At 56.9% G+C, this 17,796-nt stretch carries 15 protein-coding genes, 1 tRNA gene and 1 other annotated feature; of the genes, 3 read left to right on the top strand and 13 right to left on the bottom strand.

Features of this window, described 5'->3' with window-relative positions:
- Positions 1–293: 293 nt before the first annotated feature.
- Positions 294–1,277, bottom strand: coding sequence for a YeiH family protein (locus OCV58_RS11625; protein WP_154877930.1), 984 nt, complete (start codon positions 1,275–1,277; stop codon positions 294–296).
- Between the two features lie 110 nt (positions 1,278–1,387).
- On the opposite strand from OCV58_RS11625, the gene OCV58_RS11620 reads away from it, so the two are divergent.
- Complete coding sequence (locus OCV58_RS11620; protein ID WP_267312916.1) at positions 1,388–2,284, top strand: LysR family transcriptional regulator; 897 nt, start codon at positions 1,388–1,390, stop codon at positions 2,282–2,284.
- Positions 2,285–2,366: 82 nt separating this feature from the next.
- On the opposite strand, the gene leuB is transcribed toward OCV58_RS11620, so the two are convergent.
- From leuB to OCV58_RS11600, 4 genes are all read right to left on the bottom strand, one after another.
- Positions 2,367–3,434 carry a 3-isopropylmalate dehydrogenase gene (gene leuB, locus OCV58_RS11615; protein WP_154877929.1) on the bottom strand — a complete coding sequence of 356 codons (1,068 nt, stop codon included), beginning with the start codon at positions 3,432–3,434 and terminating at the stop codon, positions 2,367–2,369.
- A gap of 2 nt (positions 3,435–3,436) precedes the next feature.
- Positions 3,437–3,925 (bottom strand): 3-isopropylmalate dehydratase small subunit, encoded by a 489-nt coding sequence (locus tag OCV58_RS11610; protein WP_154877928.1) that lies wholly within the window; start codon positions 3,923–3,925, stop codon positions 3,437–3,439.
- 1 nt (position 3,926) lies between these two features.
- The gene (gene leuC / locus OCV58_RS11605; RefSeq protein ID WP_154877927.1) at positions 3,927–5,186 is read right to left on the bottom strand and encodes a 3-isopropylmalate dehydratase large subunit; all 1,260 of its coding nucleotides are present in this window, start codon (positions 5,184–5,186) and stop codon (positions 3,927–3,929) included.
- A 70-nt stretch (positions 5,187–5,256) separates the two neighbouring features.
- On the bottom strand, positions 5,257–6,999 hold the full coding sequence (locus tag OCV58_RS11600; protein WP_107195254.1) for a 2-isopropylmalate synthase: 1,743 nt from the start codon (positions 6,997–6,999) through the stop codon (positions 5,257–5,259).
- 77 nt (positions 7,000–7,076) lie between these two features.
- Positions 7,077–7,320 (bottom strand) — a binding site (T-box leader).
- A gap of 218 nt (positions 7,321–7,538) precedes the next feature.
- Between OCV58_RS11600 and OCV58_RS11595 the strand changes: the two genes are divergently transcribed.
- Both OCV58_RS11595 and OCV58_RS11590 read left to right on the top strand, forming a co-directional pair.
- Positions 7,539–7,613 (top strand) — tRNA-Arg (locus tag OCV58_RS11595).
- Between the two features lie 63 nt (positions 7,614–7,676).
- Positions 7,677–8,408: a type I 3-dehydroquinate dehydratase gene (locus OCV58_RS11590; RefSeq protein WP_154877926.1), complete on the top strand. Its 732-nt coding sequence runs from the start codon at positions 7,677–7,679 to the stop codon at positions 8,406–8,408.
- A gap of 73 nt (positions 8,409–8,481) precedes the next feature.
- Here OCV58_RS11590 and OCV58_RS11585 read toward each other — a convergent pair whose 3' ends face one another.
- The 8 genes from OCV58_RS11585 to mreB are packed head-to-tail and all read right to left on the bottom strand — an operon-like array spanning position 8,482 to position 17,589.
- The gene (locus OCV58_RS11585) at positions 8,482–9,192 is read right to left on the bottom strand and encodes a TIGR03936 family radical SAM-associated protein (protein ID WP_154877925.1); all 711 of its coding nucleotides are present in this window, start codon (positions 9,190–9,192) and stop codon (positions 8,482–8,484) included.
- A complete protein-coding gene (locus tag OCV58_RS11580; RefSeq protein ID WP_154877924.1) occupies positions 9,167–11,056 on the bottom strand; it encodes a TIGR03960 family B12-binding radical SAM protein in 1,890 nt (629 codons plus the stop codon). The genes OCV58_RS11585 and OCV58_RS11580 overlap by 26 nt, the downstream gene beginning before the upstream one ends.
- Before the next feature lie 18 nt (positions 11,057–11,074).
- Positions 11,075–12,175: a rod shape-determining protein RodA gene (gene rodA / locus OCV58_RS11575; RefSeq protein ID WP_107195258.1), complete on the bottom strand. Its 1,101-nt coding sequence runs from the start codon at positions 12,173–12,175 to the stop codon at positions 11,075–11,077.
- A gap of 12 nt (positions 12,176–12,187) precedes the next feature.
- Positions 12,188–13,192, bottom strand: coding sequence for a P-loop NTPase (locus OCV58_RS11570; protein ID WP_154877923.1), 1,005 nt, complete (start codon positions 13,190–13,192; stop codon positions 12,188–12,190).
- 39 nt (positions 13,193–13,231) lie between these two features.
- A complete protein-coding gene (gene mrdA / locus OCV58_RS11565; RefSeq protein WP_154877922.1) occupies positions 13,232–15,103 on the bottom strand; it encodes a penicillin-binding protein 2 in 1,872 nt (623 codons plus the stop codon).
- 16 nt (positions 15,104–15,119) lie between these two features.
- Positions 15,120–15,629, bottom strand: coding sequence for a rod shape-determining protein MreD (gene mreD / locus OCV58_RS11560; RefSeq protein ID WP_154877921.1), 510 nt, complete (start codon positions 15,627–15,629; stop codon positions 15,120–15,122).
- The gene (gene mreC, locus OCV58_RS11555) at positions 15,626–16,546 is read right to left on the bottom strand and encodes a rod shape-determining protein MreC (RefSeq protein ID WP_087477494.1); all 921 of its coding nucleotides are present in this window, start codon (positions 16,544–16,546) and stop codon (positions 15,626–15,628) included. The genes mreD and mreC overlap by 4 nt, the downstream gene beginning before the upstream one ends.
- A 2-nt stretch (positions 16,547–16,548) precedes the next feature.
- Complete coding sequence (gene mreB / locus OCV58_RS11550; protein WP_087477495.1) at positions 16,549–17,589, bottom strand: rod shape-determining protein; 1,041 nt, start codon at positions 17,587–17,589, stop codon at positions 16,549–16,551.
- Positions 17,590–17,796 lie beyond the last annotated feature (207 nt).

The following is a 17,796-nucleotide window of genomic DNA, read 5'->3' as shown; positions in this document are numbered from 1 at the left end:
TGGCGGCCGGGTGTACGTACGTCCTCAATTGTGTTAGAATGGATGTGATCCATAGTGATTGCTCCTTTGTTGATGATTTCTCGCAAAACCATTTTAACATGAAGCTTCACTATGGATTTTTTTTTTGATTACCTGTTCAAATTCATTTTACAATTAACCCTTAAATTTGTAACTGTATTTCGCCATAAAAAACTGACCTCCAATCGTTAGATTTTTGGTCTAACTTTTGGGGGTCAGTTCAACTATCTAAAAGAGAACAGACTTTTACAACCATATTTCGTTTTATAAGGAATTTAAATCAATCCTATAGCGTGCTGCACGATGAGGCTGACGACGGACACGCTGAACCAGCAGACCAGGCCCAGCACTATGGGCCGGACGCCGTTGCGGACTAAGGAGCGCAGGTTGGTACGCAGGCCGATGGCCGTCATGGCAGCGATAATCATGAATTTCCCCAGCTGGCCCAGAAAATGAGATACGTCCGCCGGCAGGACGCCTGTCGTATTGACGACGGAGGCTACGACAAACCATGCGATAAAGTACGGAAATACTTTTTTCAAGCTGAACGTGCTGCCCTGGGCGGCGCCGCGCTTGCGGCGAGCCATGATAACCGCCATAACCAGGCAGACCGGCACGATCATGAGCGCCCGGGTGAGCTTCGTAATGGTCGCCAGGCTGCCGGCGGCGTCGCTGTACGAATAGCCGGCGGCGACGACGGACGACGTGTCGTTAATGGCTGTGCCGGCCCACATGCCGAAGCCAGCGTCGCTCATGCCCATGAGATGTCCTAAAAAGGGAAAGATAAAGACGGCGGCGATATTGAACAAGAAAATCGTCGAAATGGAAAAGGCCACGTCTTTTTCCTTAGCTTCGATGACCGGCGCCACGGCGGCAATGGCCGAACCGCCGCAGATGGCCGTGCCGGCGCCAATGAGAGTCGTCGTCTTAAATTCCAGGCGGAGAAGCCGGCCGACGACGATGGCTACGAGAAAGGCCGTCGCCAAGGTGCAGACCATGACCGACACCGATTTCGCTCCCGTATCCAGAACATGGTATAAGTTCATTTCAAAGCCGAGCAAAATAATCGAATACTGGAGCACCTTCTTGCCCGTATAGGCAATGCCCTCTTCCAACACGGCAGGCCGCCGGACGGAGGCGAAGACCATCCCCAGCAGAATCCCGAATACGGGCCCGCCGATGATGGGGAAATACTGGCCCAGGAAATAGGCCGGAACAGCAAACACGAGGGTAAAGGCCAAGCCTTTCCATACATTCATGCAGATACACTTCCTTCATATCGTATTTGAAAACGTCATGAAAGAAGTGTATCATGGTATTATGTATATGTAAAATTGTATTATTTTATCGTTTTAATAGGTGATTCATTATGGATATGTCTATGACGCTGCGCCATCTGTCCGTCTTTCTCGCCGTCTGCGAGGAAAACAGCATGACCGGCGCGGCCAAACGGCTGCACATGACCCAGCCTTCAGTCAGCCAAACTATCAAGGAATTGGAAGAGGCCTACGAGGTCTGCCTCTTCGAGCGGCTGGGGCGGCGGCTGCACATCACGCCGGCCGGACAGAGCCTCCTGGCCTATGGACGGCAAATCTTGTCGCTGACAGCCCAGGCCGAACAGGCCCTCCACTCCTTCAGCCGCACGGCTCCCGTCCGCATCGGCGCCAGCGTGACTATCGGCGAAATATTCCTCGTCGAGCTGCTCCAACAGCTAAAAAGCCGTCATCCTGCGCAGGAAATCTTGTCGGAAATCCACAACACGAGCGAGCTGGAACACATGCTCCTGCGCGACGACATCGACCTGGCCCTGGTCGAAGGGGACATTTCGTCGCCCTATTTGTTGTCTTCGCCCTTCATGGTCGACGAGCTGGTCGTCGTCGCGCCGCCGCCCTGTCCCCTGGCCCAGCGCGCCTCCCTTTCGGTACAAGAACTGTGCAGCCTGACCATGTACCTGCGCGAGGAAGGCAGCGGCACGCGGGACCTCTTTCTTCAAACCATGGAGCAGCACCACGCCGCCGTGCGCATTGCCGGCTCGTTCAACAATACGGAAGCCCTGAAAAAGGTCGTCATGGCCGGCCTAGGCGCTACCATCCTGTCCCGCCGCCTCGTAGACGAAGACATCGCCGCCGGCCGCCTCGCCCTCCTGCCGGTAGACCGCGTCGCCTTCAAGCGCATCTTCAAAATCGTCCGCCACAAGGACAAATTCATCACGCCGCCCCTGCAAGCCGTCATCCAGGCCTGCCAGCAGCACGACCAGTGGTTTTAAAAAGCCCATATAAAGGTATATAGAACAAAAGGGAAACGCCTGCGAACAGGTCGTTTCCCTTTTGTCTACTGGGGATGATATATCAGATATATTGACATACGACGTCGGTCATCGTATGGGTATCTGCTTTTTTGAAGCCCTCTTTATACAGGTCGGCTGTACGCCAGCCATCGGCCAGAGCCTTGTCGACAGCAGCTTCGATAGCGTCGGCAGCGGCGTCTTCGTCCAAGGAATAGCGCAGGAGCATGGCTGCCGACAAAATGGTAGCGCAGGGATTGGCAATGCCCTGACCGGCAATGTCCGGCGCCGAGCCGTGAATGGGCTCGTACAGGCTGGTAAGCTCGCCGATGGAAGCCGAAGGCATCATGCCGATGGAACCGCCTAATACGGCTGCTTCGTCGCTCAGAATGTCGCCGAAGAGGTTGCCCGTGACGATGACATCGAACTGCGTCGGGTTCAGGGCCAGCTGCATGGCACAGTTGTCGACGTAGTAATGGTTCAGGGCGATGTCGGGATAGTCCTTGGCTACGTCTATGACGGTGCGACGCCACAGACGGGACGTAGCCAGGACGTTGGATTTATCGACGGACGTGACCTTGCCGCGCCGTTTCCGCGCCGCTTCCATGGCAAAGCGCGTAATGCGCTGTACTTCGGGCACGCTGTAGTTTTCCAGATCCCAGGCCCGTTCGACGCCGTTGTGGATTTCTGATTCGCATTTGTCGCCGAAGTAAATGCCGCCGATGAGCTCGCGGACGATGACGATGTCCGTACCGGTGACGATGTCCGGCTTCAAGGGCGAATACTCGGCCAGTACGGGAGATACCTTGACGGGACGGAGGTTGACGTACAATCCCAAGGCCTTGCGCAGGCCCAAGACGGCCCGTTCGGGACGGAGGGACGGTTCGACGTTGTCCCACTGGTCGCCGCCGACGGCACCGAAGAGGACGGCGTCGGCCTTCTTCGCCGCTTCGACCGTATCGTTGGGCAGTGGCGTGCCGTATTTGTCATAAGCCGTGCCGCCGGCGTCCTTCGTCTCGAAGGTCAGGCCGATATGAAATTTGTCATCTATTTTCTGCAGCACCTTGACGGCTGCGTCGGTAATTTCCTTGCCTATCCCGTCGCCGGGAATGACTACGATATGCTTAGACATGCTTATTTATACTCCTTCACATAGTTGATTAATCCGCCGGCCTTGGCGATATCCTGGATGAAGCCCGGCAGGGGCGGTGCCAGGAAGACGTCGCCTGTCGTCTTATCGACGATTTTCCCCGTGGACAAGTCGACGTCCAGCACGTCGCCGGCCTTGATTTTTTCCACGTCGTCGCCGATTTCCAGTACGGGCAGGCCGACGTTAATGGCGTTGCGGTAGAAAATGCGGGCGAAGCTGGCGGCGATGACGACGGGCACGCCGGAGGCCTTAATGGCGATGGGCGCGTGTTCCCGCGACGAGCCGCAGCCGAAGTTGTGGCCGCCGACCATGATATCCCCTTCCCGGACATTGTCTGCAAAGGATTCGTCAATGTCCACCATGCAGTGCGACGCCAATTCCTTCGGGTCAAAGCTGTTCAAATACCGTGCCGGGATGATGACGTCCGTATCTATGTTGTCGCCGTAGCGCCAAACCTTTCCTTCTAAACTCATGTTACTGAACCTCCTTCGGTGCGGCTATCTTGCCGAGAATTGCGCTGGCAGCGGCGACCTGCGGCCCTGCCAGATAGACTTCGCTGTCGACGTGGCCCATGCGGCCGCGGAAATTGCGGTTCGTCGTGGACACGCATTTTTCGCCGGCGGCGAGGATGCCCATGTAGCCGCCCAGGCAGGGGCCGCACGTCGGCGTAGACACGGCGCAGCCCGCCGTAATGAAGGTTTCGATATAGCCGGCCTTCATGGCGTCCATGTAGACCTGCTGGCTGCCGGGGATGACGATGCAGCGGACGCGGGGATGAACCTTGCGTCCCTTCAGGATCGACGCGGCGATTTCCAAATCTTCCAGACGGCCGTTCGTGCAGGAGCCGATGACGACCTGATCGATAGCGATGTCGCCGAAGGTCCCGATGACCTTCGTATTGCCCGGCAGATGCGGGAAGGCTACGACAGGCTTCAGTTCGGACAGGTTGATGTCGACGATCCGGCAGTATTCGGCGTCTTCATCGGCTGTGACGACGTCGTATTCGTAGTTGATGCGGCCTTTTTCGTAGGCTATCGTCTGTTCGTCGACGGGGAAAATCCCGTTCTTCGCACCGGCTTCAATAGCCATGTTGGCAATGGTCAGGCGGTCGGTCATGGTGAGGGCCGCCACACCTTCGCCGGTGAATTCCAGCGATTTGTACAGCGCGCCGTCGACGCCGATCATGCCGATGAGGGTCAGCATGACGTCCTTGCCCGTAATATCGTCAGGCTTTTGCCCCGTCAGGTGGACGTTGATGGCTTCGGGCACCTTAAACCACGCTTCGCCCGTGGCCATGGCCACGCCTAAATCGGTCGAGCCGACGCCGGTGGCAAAGCCGCCTAATGCGCCGTACGTACAGGTATGGGAGTCGGCGCCGATGGTCAGCATACCCGGCCCTACGATGCCCTGCTCGGGCAAGAGGACGTGCTCGATGCCGACGCGGCCGACTTCAAAGTAATGGGTAATTTCGTGTTCCCTGGCAAAATCGCGGACGATTTTCGCCAGGCCTGCCGATTTAATGTCCTTGTTCGGCGTGAAATGGTCCGGCACCAAGGCGATTTTATCCTTGTCGAAGACGGGCCGGCCGATTTTATTGAATTCAGCGATGGCCGGCGGAGCCGTAATGTCGTTGGCCAGTACCATATCTAATTTGCACGCAATCAAATCTCCTGCTTTGACAGAAGGAAGGCCGGCGTGCTTTGCCAGTATCTTCTGCGTCATCGTCATTCCCATGTGAGTCTATTCCTCCTCTGATAGCAATATAGTGGGCGCGCCGTCGCCGGCGCACCCCTGCGTTGTCGGTTTAGTGTTGTCCTGCAATAGCCTTGAATTCGCTGACCGCCGCCGGATCGGACGTCAGGTGGCGGAAGCGGACGCGCTGGGCCATGCCCTCCATGCGGTTGATCGCCGTGATGAAGGCGAAAATCGAAGCGGTCATCGTATCCGTATCGACGCCGGCGCCCCAGGTCGTACGGCCTTGCTTGTCCGTCAGGCCGAAGTAGGCGATGCCGCGCGAGTCGGAGCCGCGGTCCAAATCGTGTTCGCTGTACACGAGGTTGTCGATTTCGATGCCGTAGGCTTCGCAGATGGCGTTGCTGATGGCGTTGAGCTGGCCGTTGCCCCGTCCTTCCAGGATGACCTCTTCTTCGTCGGCCTTGACTAAAATCTTGCCGATCCACTGGCCGCCGAATTTCTGTACGAAGAAGTTTTCTACCTTCAAGGGCCAGCCTACGTTCAAGTAATTCTGCTCGAATACGTCGTAGATTTCAGCCGGCTTGAGCTCCTGATGCTTGTGATCCGATACGCTCTTGACGAAATAGCTGAAATCTTCGCGCATCTTCTTGGGCATGTCGATGCCGTAGTTCTGCTCCATGATGAAGCCTACGCCGCCCTTGCCGGACTGGCTGTTGATGCGGATGACGTCGGAGTCGTAGGTACGTCCCACGTCGTGGGGATCGATATACAGATACGGGCAGGTCCAGTACTGCTCGTTTCCTTCTTCGCGGAAATGCATGCCCTTGGCGATGGCGTCCTGATGGGAGCCGGAGAAGGCGGCAAAGACCAGCTGGCCTGCGTAGGGCTGTCTGGGATGAACATGCATGCGCGTCACCCGTTCGTACGTGTCGACAAGCTTGGGCATGTTGGAAAAATCCAGCTGCGGGTCGACGCCCAAGGCGAACATGTTCATGGCGACGGTGACGATATCGACGTTGCCCGTCCGTTCGCCGTTGCCGAACAATGTCCCTTCGACGCGGTCCGCCCCGGCCAGGAGGGCCATTTCCGCGTCGGCTACGCCCGTGCCGCGGTCGTTATGCGGATGGACGGACAAGACGACGTTGTCGCGGTATTTCAGGTTCTGCGACATGTAGGCAATCTGGGCGGCGAAGACGTGCGGCATGGACATCTGCACCGTCGACGGCAGGTTGATGATGGCCTTGCGGTCGGCCGTGGGTTTCCATACGTCCAGAACGGCGTTGCATACCTCCAGGGCGTATTCCGGCTCGGTGCCGGTGAAGCTTTCCGGCGAATATTCGAAGCGGTAGTCGGCGCCGGCTTCGTCTGTCAGGCGCTGGAGCAATTTCGCGCCGTCGACGGCAATCTGCTTGATTTCTTCCTTGGACATGCGGAAGACCTGCTGCCGCTGGGCGAAGGACGTCGAGTTGTAGACATGGACGATGGCGTTTTTGACGCCCTGCAGGGCCTCGAAGGTCTTGCGGATGATGTGCTCCCGGGCCTGGGTCAGTACCTGGACGGTCACGTCGTCGGGAATCATGTCGTGCTCGACGAGGTAGCGCAGGAATTCGTATTCCGTTTCCGACGCTGCCGGGAAGCCTACTTCGATTTCCTTGAAGCCCATGGCTACGAGGGTCTTGTAAAATTCGATTTTTTCATCAAGGCTCATAGGAATGATGAGGGCCTGGTTGCCGTCGCGCAAATCGACGCTGCACCATACGGGGGCCTTGTCGGGGCAATCCTTGTATGCCCACGACATATCGACGACAGGGGGCATGTAATACCCTTTTTTGTAATGTTCTACGTTTCTCATACTTCCATCTCTCCTTGATCATGAAATACATACGGCAAATATAACATAATCAAAATAAAAAAAAATCTTCCGCCTCGTTAAGAGACGAAAGATATCCTTACGCGTTACCACTCTCATTCATGCCCAAAGGCATGCTCTCTATAGGTACGGACATATCGTCGATACCCTCCTGTTTGTTAACGGCCAGGCCCCGGCTCCACCTACTGTCGTTTCAGCGAGCTGCTTAGAGACGAGTTCACTTCCATTCCGTTGCTGCTTCTCACCGGCCAGCAGCTCTCTGCAAACTTTCTGGAACCTACTATTTCTCTTCAACGCATTTTTATTTTGACTTGTTGATGTGTATATTATCACATGAAAAACGTCTTGGCAAGGGAATTTCTTAAATTTTACAAAAAATTATTAAGTTAAACCTTTTACTGTCGCCAGTATATTAGGAAATATACCGTAAAAATAACGGTTTCAGCAAAAAGCGAATCTGTCTCTTGTATTTTCCGGCAAAACGTGGTAGACTAGTAAAGTATTCGCCGAGAGCCATACATGCGCCTATAGCTCAGGGGATAGAGCACCGGTCTCCGGAACCGGGTGCGTAGGTTCGAATCCTACTAGGCGCACCACCTATGAAGCAGCCGTAAAGGCTGCTTTTTGTATATCCCGCCATTTAAAAGGAGGTTATCGTCATGTCTCAATTACCGGGCCTGCACCTGCGCGAGTCCCATCCGCAGCTTTGCCTCACCCTGCGCGGCGAAACGATCGAAGAGCTCAGCGACGCCGTCCGCGCCTTGTCGGAATATCCGGCTGACGTCATCGAATTCAACGCCGCAACCTTTAACGGCGTCAGCAATTTCTCCCAAATCGGCAACGCCCTGCTCCTCATCACCAGTCCGCTCCGTGACCAGCGGGTCGTCTTTTCCTGCCCCATGGCCGAGCTGCCGGAATATTACCAGACGCAGGACGACTACTACGACATCTTATTTTTCGCCATCCGCACGGGCCTCATCGACGCCGTGGAAATCGAATCGACACTGGACATAGACAAGATCGACGAGCTGGCCGACGAAGCGACGGAAGCCGACATCATGCCTATCCTCACCATCCGCTGTGACGGCCCCTTCTCGGAATCGGATTTTGCCGACAAGCTGTTCTCCGTCGTATCGGAAGATATTTTCGCCTACCACATCATCTGCTCTCCCCAGTCGGACGAAGAGCTGGCGGAAATCATGGAATGCCTGCACAGCTGTGAGGCCGTCCATGAGGACACGCAGTTCATCATCGAAACGAGAGGCTCCTACGGGAAAGAAGCCCTCAAAAACGGCAACACCTTCTCGTCGCCTATCCTCTACGCCGCGCCGGAAGAAACGGAAGACAGACTGTCCGTCGCCGAACTGCACGGCGTTCTTCAAGCAAAATGACATAGATATAAATAGGCAAAAGCGCCTCGCCGCAGCGTATCGGAGCTGCCGGCAGGGCGCTTTTTTCATGAGGTTATATCGTTTCAAAGAGGGACTGGTTTTTGCGGCCCCGGCGGTGGTATATGCCGATGCGGCGGGCCAGCATCATGTCCGCATCCAAGGGAATGCCGAACTGCTTGCCCAGCACTTCCCAGACCTGCTGAGGCTTGATAGCCCCTTCGTCAGTCTGCAGGATACCGACGCGCAGGGTCAGCGTTTCACCGTCGGTCTTTCCGGAAAGAGGCTCGACGACGTGATGCTTCACGTTGATGAGGCGCACCTTGCGCGCATCCTTAGGCGACACCTTTTCGTACATGACGTCGGAGGCATCGTTGAAGGCCTGCAGCGCCTTCTGAAGGGCGTCGTCGCCGTATCCGGCCTGTACGGGGCCGGTCAGGCGGTACACGGCATAATTGGCCATCGCCATGAGCTTAGGCGCCCTGGCGTCGACGTATTTGCCGCCCAGGACGACAAAGCCGTCCGGCGACTGGGCGTTCATCTGCTTGACGACGTCTTCTACAGGCAGGCGCTCGCGCAGCTCCATGTCCAGATATTCTTCGTCGGCCCTTACGCCGACGCCGAGAGCCGAGGCGAAGCTCAGCTTCATATGGGGATTAAAGCCTTCGGAATAGGCGATGGGCAGGCGGGCCCGGATGATGACGTAGCGGACGGCCCGGGCAAAATCCAGGTGGGACAAAAATTGCAGAGCCCCGTCCTTTTTAACAGCTAAACGCAGTCTTTCCACGGCCGGCACCTTCCTTTCTGTCGATGATTTCTACGCCTAAATTCGGGCATACGCCGCATCCCGTGCAGCTCAGATGACGGCAGTCGTGAGTCAGCTCTCCGCCGACGGCCTTCTGCCATTCCCGCTGGAGGAAGGCCTTGGACGCGCCGTTGCTCAGGTGGTCCCACGGCAGGGGCTCGTTCACATCGCGCTGGCGGGCAGCGAAGTAATCGGGATCGACGCCGGCGTTGGCAAAGGCTTCCATCCACTTGTCGTAGTCGAACAGCTCCGTCCAGCCGTCGAATTTACATCCCAGCTTCCACGCTTCATAGAGGACCTGGCTCATGCGGCGGTCGCCACGGGCGAAGGTCGCTTCCAAATAGCCCGTCTTGGCGTCGTGGTAGTGGTACGAAATGTGCTTGTCCCGGATAAGGCTCTTCAAATAGGCCTGCTTGCGCTGAATTTCTTCAACGGGAAGCTGGCCGAACCATTGGAAGGCCGTGTGGGACTTGGGTACGAAGCTCGACACGGATACGGTGACCTTGCCGTTGTTCTTCTTCGTCACCGTGCGGTACAGGTTCAGAACCTTATAAGCTAGGTCGGCAATACCGGCTAAATCTTCGTCCGTCTCTGTCGGCAAGCCCATCATGAAATACAGCTTAACTGTAGACCAGCCATTTTGGAAAGCGTTTTCACAAGCCTTCAGGAGATTTTCTTCCGTTACGCCCTTGTTGATGACGTCGCGGAGGCGCTGCGTCCCCGCTTCGGGCGCGAAGGTCAGGCCGCTCTTGCGAACCTGCTGGACCTTCTTGGCAATGTCGACGGAAAAGCTGTCGACGCGCAGCGACGGCAGGCTGACGCTGACCTTCTGATCCTTAAACTCATCCAGCAGCATGTCGACCAGCTCGGGCAGACAGGAATAGTCGGCCGAGCTGAGGCTCATGAGGGAGATTTCGTCATAGCCGGAGTTGGCGACGATTTCCTTTGCCAGCTGTACGAGGCGCTGCGGCGATTTTTCCCGGACGGGACGGTACAGCATGCCGGCCTGGCAGAACCGGCAGCCCCGGCTGCAGCCGCGGAACAGTTCGAGGACGGCCCGGTTGTGGACGATGTCGATATTCGGCACGAGGGGCTTCGTCGGGAAAAAGGCATGCTCCATGTCGGCGACAACGCATTTTTCAATGTGTTCCTTCGCTTCCGGCTCCGTCGGCACGAGCCCCAGGAAATTCCCCTGCTCGTCATACCGGGCGTCGTAAAAGGCCGGCACATAGTTTCCCTGCTGCTGGGCCAGCTGCTTCAGCAGCCCCTTCTTGCCGCCGGGCTTGCCCTGCTCCTTCCAGGCGATGATCGTATCGGCCGTCAGCTGCGTCGACTCTTCCGATTCGCCGAGGAAAAAGATGTCGACGTAATCGGCCAACGGCTCGGCATTGTAGGCGCAGGGGCCGCCGGCGGCGACGAGGGGCATATCCTCTCCCCTGTCCTTGGAAAAAAGGGGAATGCCGGCCAAATCCAGCATATTCAGGATATTGGTAAAGCTCATTTCATACTGAAGGGTGAAGCCGACCATATCGAAATCGGCGACAGGCGTCTTCGTCTCCAGGGAAAAGAGGGGATAGCCCTTCTGGCGCATGACCTCTTCCATGTCGGGCCACGGCGCGTAGACGCGCTCGGCCGCCACGTCGTCCCGCTCGTTGAGCAGGGCGTAGAGAATGCGCAGGCCTAAATGGCTCATGGCTACTTCATATACGTCGGGAAAACAATAGGCAACGGTCAGCTTTACGTCGTCGTGGTTCTTGACGACGCTGTTCCATTCGCCGCCGACGTAGCGGGCCGGCTTGCTGACCTTGCTGAGCAAAATCGGATCTATCGAAACAGTACGGGACACTGAATTTCCTCCTAATCGCTAAAAAATCATAGTCTGCTGGCGCATGTACACGCTGAGCAAAATCCCCAGGCCTACCATATTGGTCGTCAGGGCGCTGACGCCGTAGCTCATAAAGGGCAGCGGAATCCCCGTAACCGGCATGATGCCGCAGGTCATGCCGACGTTGACCAGAATCTGGAAGGTCCACATGGAAATGACGCCTGTAGCCAAAAGCATGCCGAAGGGGTCCTTGCACTCCTTGGCGATCATGAGGCCGCGGTAAATGAGCACGAAATACAAAAACAGCAGAAATACGCAGCCTAAAAAGCCCAGCTCTTCGCCGATAACGGAAAAGATGAAGTCCGTATGGTTTTCCGGCAGGAAGTTCAGCTGGCTCTGGGAGCCCTGAAACAATCCCTTGCCGAAAAGCATGCCCGAGCCGATGGCAATTTTAGACTGGATGATATGATAGCCCGCGCCGAAAGGGTCGGCGTTGGGGTCCAAAAATACGGTAATGCGGGCCTTCTGGTAATCCTTCAGGAAGTGCCAGCCAATAGGCGCCAGGATAACGCCGACGGCGGCGATATTGCGCAGCAGGGACAGCTTGATGCGCGATACAAATACCATTCCCAAACCGATGGCCAAAAAGACGAGGCTCGTCCCCAAGTCGGGCTGCTTCAATACGAGCAGGAAGGGGATGCCGATGAATAAGCCGACAGGCAGGACGCTGCGGAACGTATTGAGCTGGCCGACCCGTTCCGACAGCAGGGCCGCTGTGCAGACGATCATGATGATCTTGGCAAATTCCGACGGCTGCACCGTAATCGGCCCGATCTGAATCCACCGCTGGGCCCCTAAGGCCGATGTGCCGACAAACATGACGGCCAGCAGCATGAGCAGGTTGACGACGTACAAGGGCTTGGCGAAGCGCTTGAGCCGCGTGTAATCGTAGTGGCAGAAAAACAGGACGAGGGCTAAATTGATGATAAACCCTATGCCCTGACGGATGACGAAATCGTAATTGATGATGCCTTTGTTAATGTGCGTGGCGCTGCCGATAATGCATAAGCTGACGCCTATGATGAGGAAGCTTATGACGAGCAGCACTTTATCTAAATTTTTCCATTCTCGTTTCAACATATATAGGAACTCCTATCGGCGATAATGTCGCCAAGCTGCAGACTGGTCGCGCCGCCGCCGCAGGGACAGGCCCCTGGGCCGTCGAGGCATATCCTCGTCTGCCGCGTCTTCTTCTGGTTCTTCTTCGGGCTCGGCCGCCGTGCCGTTCAGAATAGCCGCCGCTTTCTGCAGCTCCGCTACGGCCAGGGCCTTCATGCAGCCGAGAGATTCTTTTTCTTCCTCGTCAGCAACGGGCAAGCTTTCTTTTTCCTCTGCGCCGGCTCCTTCCGCCGTCGGCAGCAGAGCCGTCAGGCTGCCAATGTCCGGAGCCGCTCCCCCTTCGACGTAAGCCACTGTCTGAGCCAGGGCTTTCATAAAGGGAGTCTCCGCCGCGTGCAGGAGGCAGCCCTCGTGGGCAGCCCGGTGCACCGCCGGGTCGTGAGGCAGAATGCCAGCGACGGTTTCGGGATTTAAAATCTGCAGCATATCCTGCACCGGCACATAGCCGGGTACGCCGCTGTAGAAATTATTGAACAGCACGTCGTAATTGAAGCGCTTGCGCTTGTTGCAGAACTGCATGACCCGGGCGGCGTCGCGCATAGACGACCACGTCGGCTCGACGACGAAGAAAATGCGGTCGGCAATGGCCGTGGCGTCCTTGTAGGCCCGCCCCCGCCCCGGCGGACAGTCGATGAGGGTATAGTCGTGGTCTTTAGACAAGGTTTCGACGATATAATGGTACGTCGGCGCGTCGATTTTTTCCCACGTATGCTTCTGGCTGGCCGCTAAAAAGTCCAGCTTGCCGGCAACAGTCATGACGGCTTCGCCGGCGCGGCAGCGTCCCTTGATGACGTCGCCTATATCGTACAGGACGTCGTCCTGCATGCCAAACATGAGATCTAAGTTGCGCAGGCCCATATCGGCGTCGACGGCCAGTACGGAATGGCCGCGGCGCTGCAGGGCGATAGCCAGGGAGGCCGTAACCAGCGTCTTGCCGACGCCGCCCTTACCCGAGGCGATAGCTATGATGGTTGACATGAGAACGACTCCTTTCTGTACAATACGAAATTACAAATCCTATTCTGCCGGCTCGGCGTCCTGGGCCGCCGCTCCGTCGGCGCCTGCCTTCTGGTCCTTCTCTTCGTCCTTCGGCATGCCGGCGGCGTATTTGCCGACGTGGAAAAATTCTTCCAGCATTTCCTTAACAATCGGCGCGGACGCGCTGGAACCGTACCCGCCCTGTTCAACGAGAACGGCGATGACGATGCGCGGATGGTCGAAGGGCGCGTAGGCCACGAACCAGCCGTGGTCCTGGCCGCTGTAGTTTTCGGCCGTACCGGTCTTGCCGGCTACCTGGATGGGGAAATCGGCGAAGATATATCCCGCCGTCCCCTCTTCCGTAACGTTGCGCATGCCTTCGCGGATCAAATCCAGCGTCGACCGCGAAATGGACAGGGTGCCGATTTGCTCCGGCGCAAAAATCTTATAAGGCGTGCCGTCGAGATTATCGATGCGGCTGACCAAAAAGGGGCGGTACTGAATGCCGCCGTTGGCCACTTCGCTGACGATCAGGGCCGCCTGAAGTGGCGTGACGAGTTGGAAGCCCTGGCCGATAGCCGAGTTGAACGTATCACCCAGATACCAGTCTTCACCAAAGGTGTCCATCTTGTATTTCTCGCTGGCAATGAGGCCCGACGATTCGCCGCGCAGGTCGATGCCCGTCTTCTTGCCCATGCCGAACATGGCCGCGTATTCCGCCAGCTTGTCGATGCCGACGCGCCGGCCCATTTCATAGAAATATACGTTGTCCGACTTGGACAAGGCTTCGGTAAAGTTAATCCAGCCCAGGGCTTCGCCGCCGGCATTGCGCATGTCTACGAGCCAGTGGCGGCCGCTGTCGAAGATCAATTCGTCAGGCGTAACCTTTTTCAGTTCCAGGGCGGCGGCGCCGGTAATGATCTTAAAGGGCGAGCCCGGCGGATATTCGCCGGCGATGGCCCGGTTTTCCATGGGGTGATAGGGATTGTCGTTGATCTGGGACCATTCGGCTTCCGTAATCCCCCGGGTAAACCAGTTCGGATTGTACGACGGGCGGCTGGCCATAGCCAGCACGGCTCCCGTATTGGGGTCTAAGGCGACCATAGCGATGCCCGCCGTGCCGATGCCGTTGGCAATCTGAGAGTCCATAGCCTTTTCCGCCGCCTGCTGCAGGTTCAGGTCGATGGTCAAATGAATGTTGTGACTGGCTACGGGATTCTTTCGTTCCATTTCCTTGACCGGACTGCCCGTAGCGTCGACTTCGACCTGCCGGCCGCCGTCCTTGCCCCGGAGCAGGTCGTCGTAGTACGCTTCCAGGCCGGCCCGGCCGATCTGGGTGATATTGGACACGCCTTCCTGCCCTTCGAGGCGCTGCTGGTCGTCCTCGTCTATCTGTCCGACGTAGCCGAAAATCTGAGCGGCCATTTCATTGTACGGATAGTAGCGGATCGGCTGGACGTCGATGGAAATCCCCGGCAGCTCGTTGCGCCGTTCTTCAATTTTAGTGACAATATCCTGGGTCAGGTCGTTGGCCAGGACCGTCGGGATATAAGAGCTCTTTACTTTATCTATTTTTTCCCGCAGCTTGGCTTCCGGGATATTCAGCAGCTGCGACAATTCGTTCAGCTCCGCGTCGGACATGCCGTCCTTCGTCGGTACGTAGGTCACCATGAAGCTGGGCCGCGAGCCAACGAGAATCTGGCCGTTCCGGTCGTACATGACGCCGCGCATGGCCGCGATGGGGACGGCCCGCAGCCGGTTTCCTTCGGCCAGGGAGTGGTAATACTCCCCTTCTACGAGCTGCAAATAGGCCAGCCGGCAGACCAGTATGGCGAAGATAGCGATGATGACCCAATACAAATACCGGAAGCGGCCGTCATCGCTCTTTTTTTTCATTAACGCTTCAAGCATCTGCGCGTTCCTCCATCTACCAACGATATCCCATGTGGCCGTAGTATAAATCGTCGCGGCGCAGCCGCCAGACGACGCGGTCTACCGGCAGGGCCAGTATGCCGTGGTACGCCAGCATGGGAATACTGAATTCAAACAAATAGGATGCCCCGTTGATGAACTGGCCGGAAATAAACAGGACGGCGCAGGTCAGAATCAGGCAGCACTCCGTCGCGCCCAGGACGATGAGCTCCGTCAGTATCCACTGGTCCTTGTCGATGCCGCGGCCTATGTAGCTGCAGGCAAAGGCGATGACGAGATACGGCAGCAGGTGGACGCCCAGGAAATTGCCGATTACCACATCCTGGCAGACGCCGCCTATCAGAGCCGTAGCGACGCCGACGCGCTGGCCGTGATGAAGGGCCATGAGGACGACGAAGAGAAATACGAGGTTCGGCTGGGTAATGCCGTCGCATACAAAGGGCAGAACAGAGCTTTGCAGGATGAATACGATGAACGCCGTCATAAGGCAACTCAGCTTTTTCATAAGGCTGCCGCTCCTTTGATTCCTTCTACTTTATCGCGGTTCGTCTGGGGAACGAGCTTCGGCGCGACGCCGGGCTTGTCGTACGAACCGGTATCAGACGATTTCAAGATGACGAATACTTCTTCCAGCTTGGAGAAGTCGACGCTGGGACGGATGACGGCGTATTTGACGAAATCGTTGTCGTTCTGGTGAATCGACACGATGGTGCCGACGTACAATCCCTTGGGATAAATGGAGCCGAAGCCCGACGTGACGAGGGTATCGCCCTCCAGAATATCCGCGTCTTTGGCGATGTTGACGAACTGTGGTTCCGACGGCACGTTGCCGTTGCCGCGGACGACGGACGATACGCGCGATTCCGGCCGCTGTACGATAGCGCCGATGCTGGTGCGCGGGTCCGTCAGGAGCTGGACGCGGGCCGAATGGGGATAGGCCTCGCTGATAAAGCCGACGACGCCGCTCGGCGTAATGACGGGCATGTCCTTGGCGACGCCTTCGTTCGTGCCGGCGTCGATGATCATCGTGTTGCTCCACGTACCGTAATCACGGGAAATGACGACTGCGGCAACCATCTGGTATTGGCCGTGGGATGCGCGGAAGTCGAGGAGCTGACGCAGGCGGTCGTTTTCGGCCACCAGCTCGTCGTAGTCGACGGTGCGGCTCTTGAGCTCGGCGTTTTCCCGTTCCAGCGCTTCCCATTCAATGCGGTTTTTTAAACTAATATCGACGATGTGAAAAGCCGACGCCAAGGAATTCATGATACGGCTCGCCCCGTATTCAAAGGGGGCCGCAGCCATCTGTAGCGGCTTGGCTACGAAGGGCAGCGATTCGCGCTGCCGCCAGGCCCAGCCGACGACGGCGATGAGGACAAAGAGTATCAGCACGATGACGACGCTTTTTTTACCTAACGAAAACAATTTTAAAATCTCCTCCTATAAATGCGCTGCGCTCCTTCAATGACCGGGGCCAGCTTTTCCCGTTCCGCTACGGCGATGCCGATGCCCCGCACGACGGCCAGCTCCGGCTCGGCGGCCAGGACGACGGGAACGCCCAGTTCCTGAGAAAAGAGCTGTTCCATGCCCTTGAGCTTGGCGCCGCCGCCGGTCAGCACGACGCCGTGCTCCATAATATCGGCCGACAACTCCGGCGGCGTTTCCTGAAGGGCCGACCGCACCAAGTCGAGTATTTTCATGAGGGGCCTGCCGATGACCTGATAGAGCTCGCTGGCCTGGACGGCGCATTCCTTCTGCAGTCCGTCGTCGAGGCCCCGGCCTGTGAAGTAATAGCCCCGGTCTTCCAGAGGCAGTACAGCCGAGCCGTTGGTAATCTTCATCTCTTCAATGGTCATGTCGTCGGTGACGATATCGTATTGGCCGCGCAGGTAATCTTTAATCGCTTCATTGAAATCGAGGCTGCCCAGGTGAATGGACTTGGACACGACGATGCCGCCCAAGGAAAGGATAGCCACATTCGTCGTGCCGCCGCCGATGTTAACGACCATGTTGCCTACGGGATCGTATACGGGCATGTTGACGCCCATGGCCGCGGCAACGGCCGTGTCGACGAGGTAGGCTTCCTTGGCTCCGGCCTGATAGACGGCTTCCATGACGGCCCTCTTTTCGACGTTGGACGCCGCAGCCGGCACGCCGACCATGATGCGCAGGCGCTGGACGCTGCGGACGCATTTGCTGAGGATATAGCCCAGCATCGTCCGCGTCACGCCGTAGTCGGCGACGACGCCGTTCAGCAGGGGCCGATGGATCTTCACCGTTTCCGGCGACTTCGACAGCATGCTTTCCGCCCCGTTGCCGATGGCTACGAGCTTGCGGTTCCGCTCGTCCGTCGCCACGATGGAAGGCTCGGAAAAGACGACGCCCCGCCCTTCTACGTAGACCTGGGTCGTGCACGTTCCCAAGTCAATACCTATATTTTTAGTTAATGGAGAAAAAATCGAAGCCATGCCAAAACCCTTTCCTATACTATGTAATCATCTTCATATTTTAGCACACCAAGGCGATTTTCGCACTATATTTTCATCAAAATCACCGACGGCTGCGCAGGCTAAAACAAAGGTTAATTGTAAAATGAATTTGAACAGGTAATCAAAAAAACAAAAATCCATAGTGAAGCTTCATGTTAAAATGGTTTTGCGAGAAATCATCAACAA

The sequence above is a fragment of the Megasphaera stantonii genome, from assembly GCF_025567065.1.
Lineage (GTDB): Bacteria > Bacillota > Negativicutes > Veillonellales > Megasphaeraceae > Megasphaera > Megasphaera stantonii.
This window is presented reverse-complemented; position numbering and strand designations above follow the sequence as displayed.

What these genes read in the sequence shown, in the direction of transcription:
- OCV58_RS11625 (WP_154877930.1), bottom strand. Translation starts at nt 1,277, where the DNA reads ATGAATGTATGGAAAGGCTTGGCCTTTACCCTCGTGTTTGCTGTTCCG.
- OCV58_RS11620 (WP_267312916.1), top strand. Translation starts at nt 1,388, where the DNA reads ATGGATATGTCTATGACGCTGCGCCATCTGTCCGTCTTTCTCGCCGTC.
- leuB (WP_154877929.1), bottom strand. Translation starts at nt 3,434, where the DNA reads ATGTCTAAGCATATCGTAGTCATTCCCGGCGACGGGATAGGCAAGGAA.
- OCV58_RS11610 (WP_154877928.1), bottom strand. Translation starts at nt 3,925, where the DNA reads ATGAGTTTAGAAGGAAAGGTTTGGCGCTACGGCGACAACATAGATACG.
- leuC (WP_154877927.1), bottom strand. Translation starts at nt 5,186, where the DNA reads ATGGGAATGACGATGACGCAGAAGATACTGGCAAAGCACGCCGGCCTT.
- OCV58_RS11600 (WP_107195254.1), bottom strand. Translation starts at nt 6,999, where the DNA reads ATGAGAAACGTAGAACATTACAAAAAAGGGTATTACATGCCCCCTGTC.
- OCV58_RS11590 (WP_154877926.1), top strand. Translation starts at nt 7,677, where the DNA reads ATGTCTCAATTACCGGGCCTGCACCTGCGCGAGTCCCATCCGCAGCTT.
- rodA (WP_107195258.1), bottom strand. Translation starts at nt 12,175, where the DNA reads ATGTTGAAACGAGAATGGAAAAATTTAGATAAAGTGCTGCTCGTCATA.
- OCV58_RS11570 (WP_154877923.1), bottom strand. Translation starts at nt 13,192, where the DNA reads ATGTCAACCATCATAGCTATCGCCTCGGGTAAGGGCGGCGTCGGCAAG.
- mrdA (WP_154877922.1), bottom strand. Translation starts at nt 15,103, where the DNA reads ATGCTTGAAGCGTTAATGAAAAAAAAGAGCGATGACGGCCGCTTCCGG.
- mreD (WP_154877921.1), bottom strand. Translation starts at nt 15,629, where the DNA reads ATGAAAAAGCTGAGTTGCCTTATGACGGCGTTCATCGTATTCATCCTG.
- mreB (WP_087477495.1), bottom strand. Translation starts at nt 17,589, where the DNA reads ATGGCTTCGATTTTTTCTCCATTAACTAAAAATATAGGTATTGACTTG.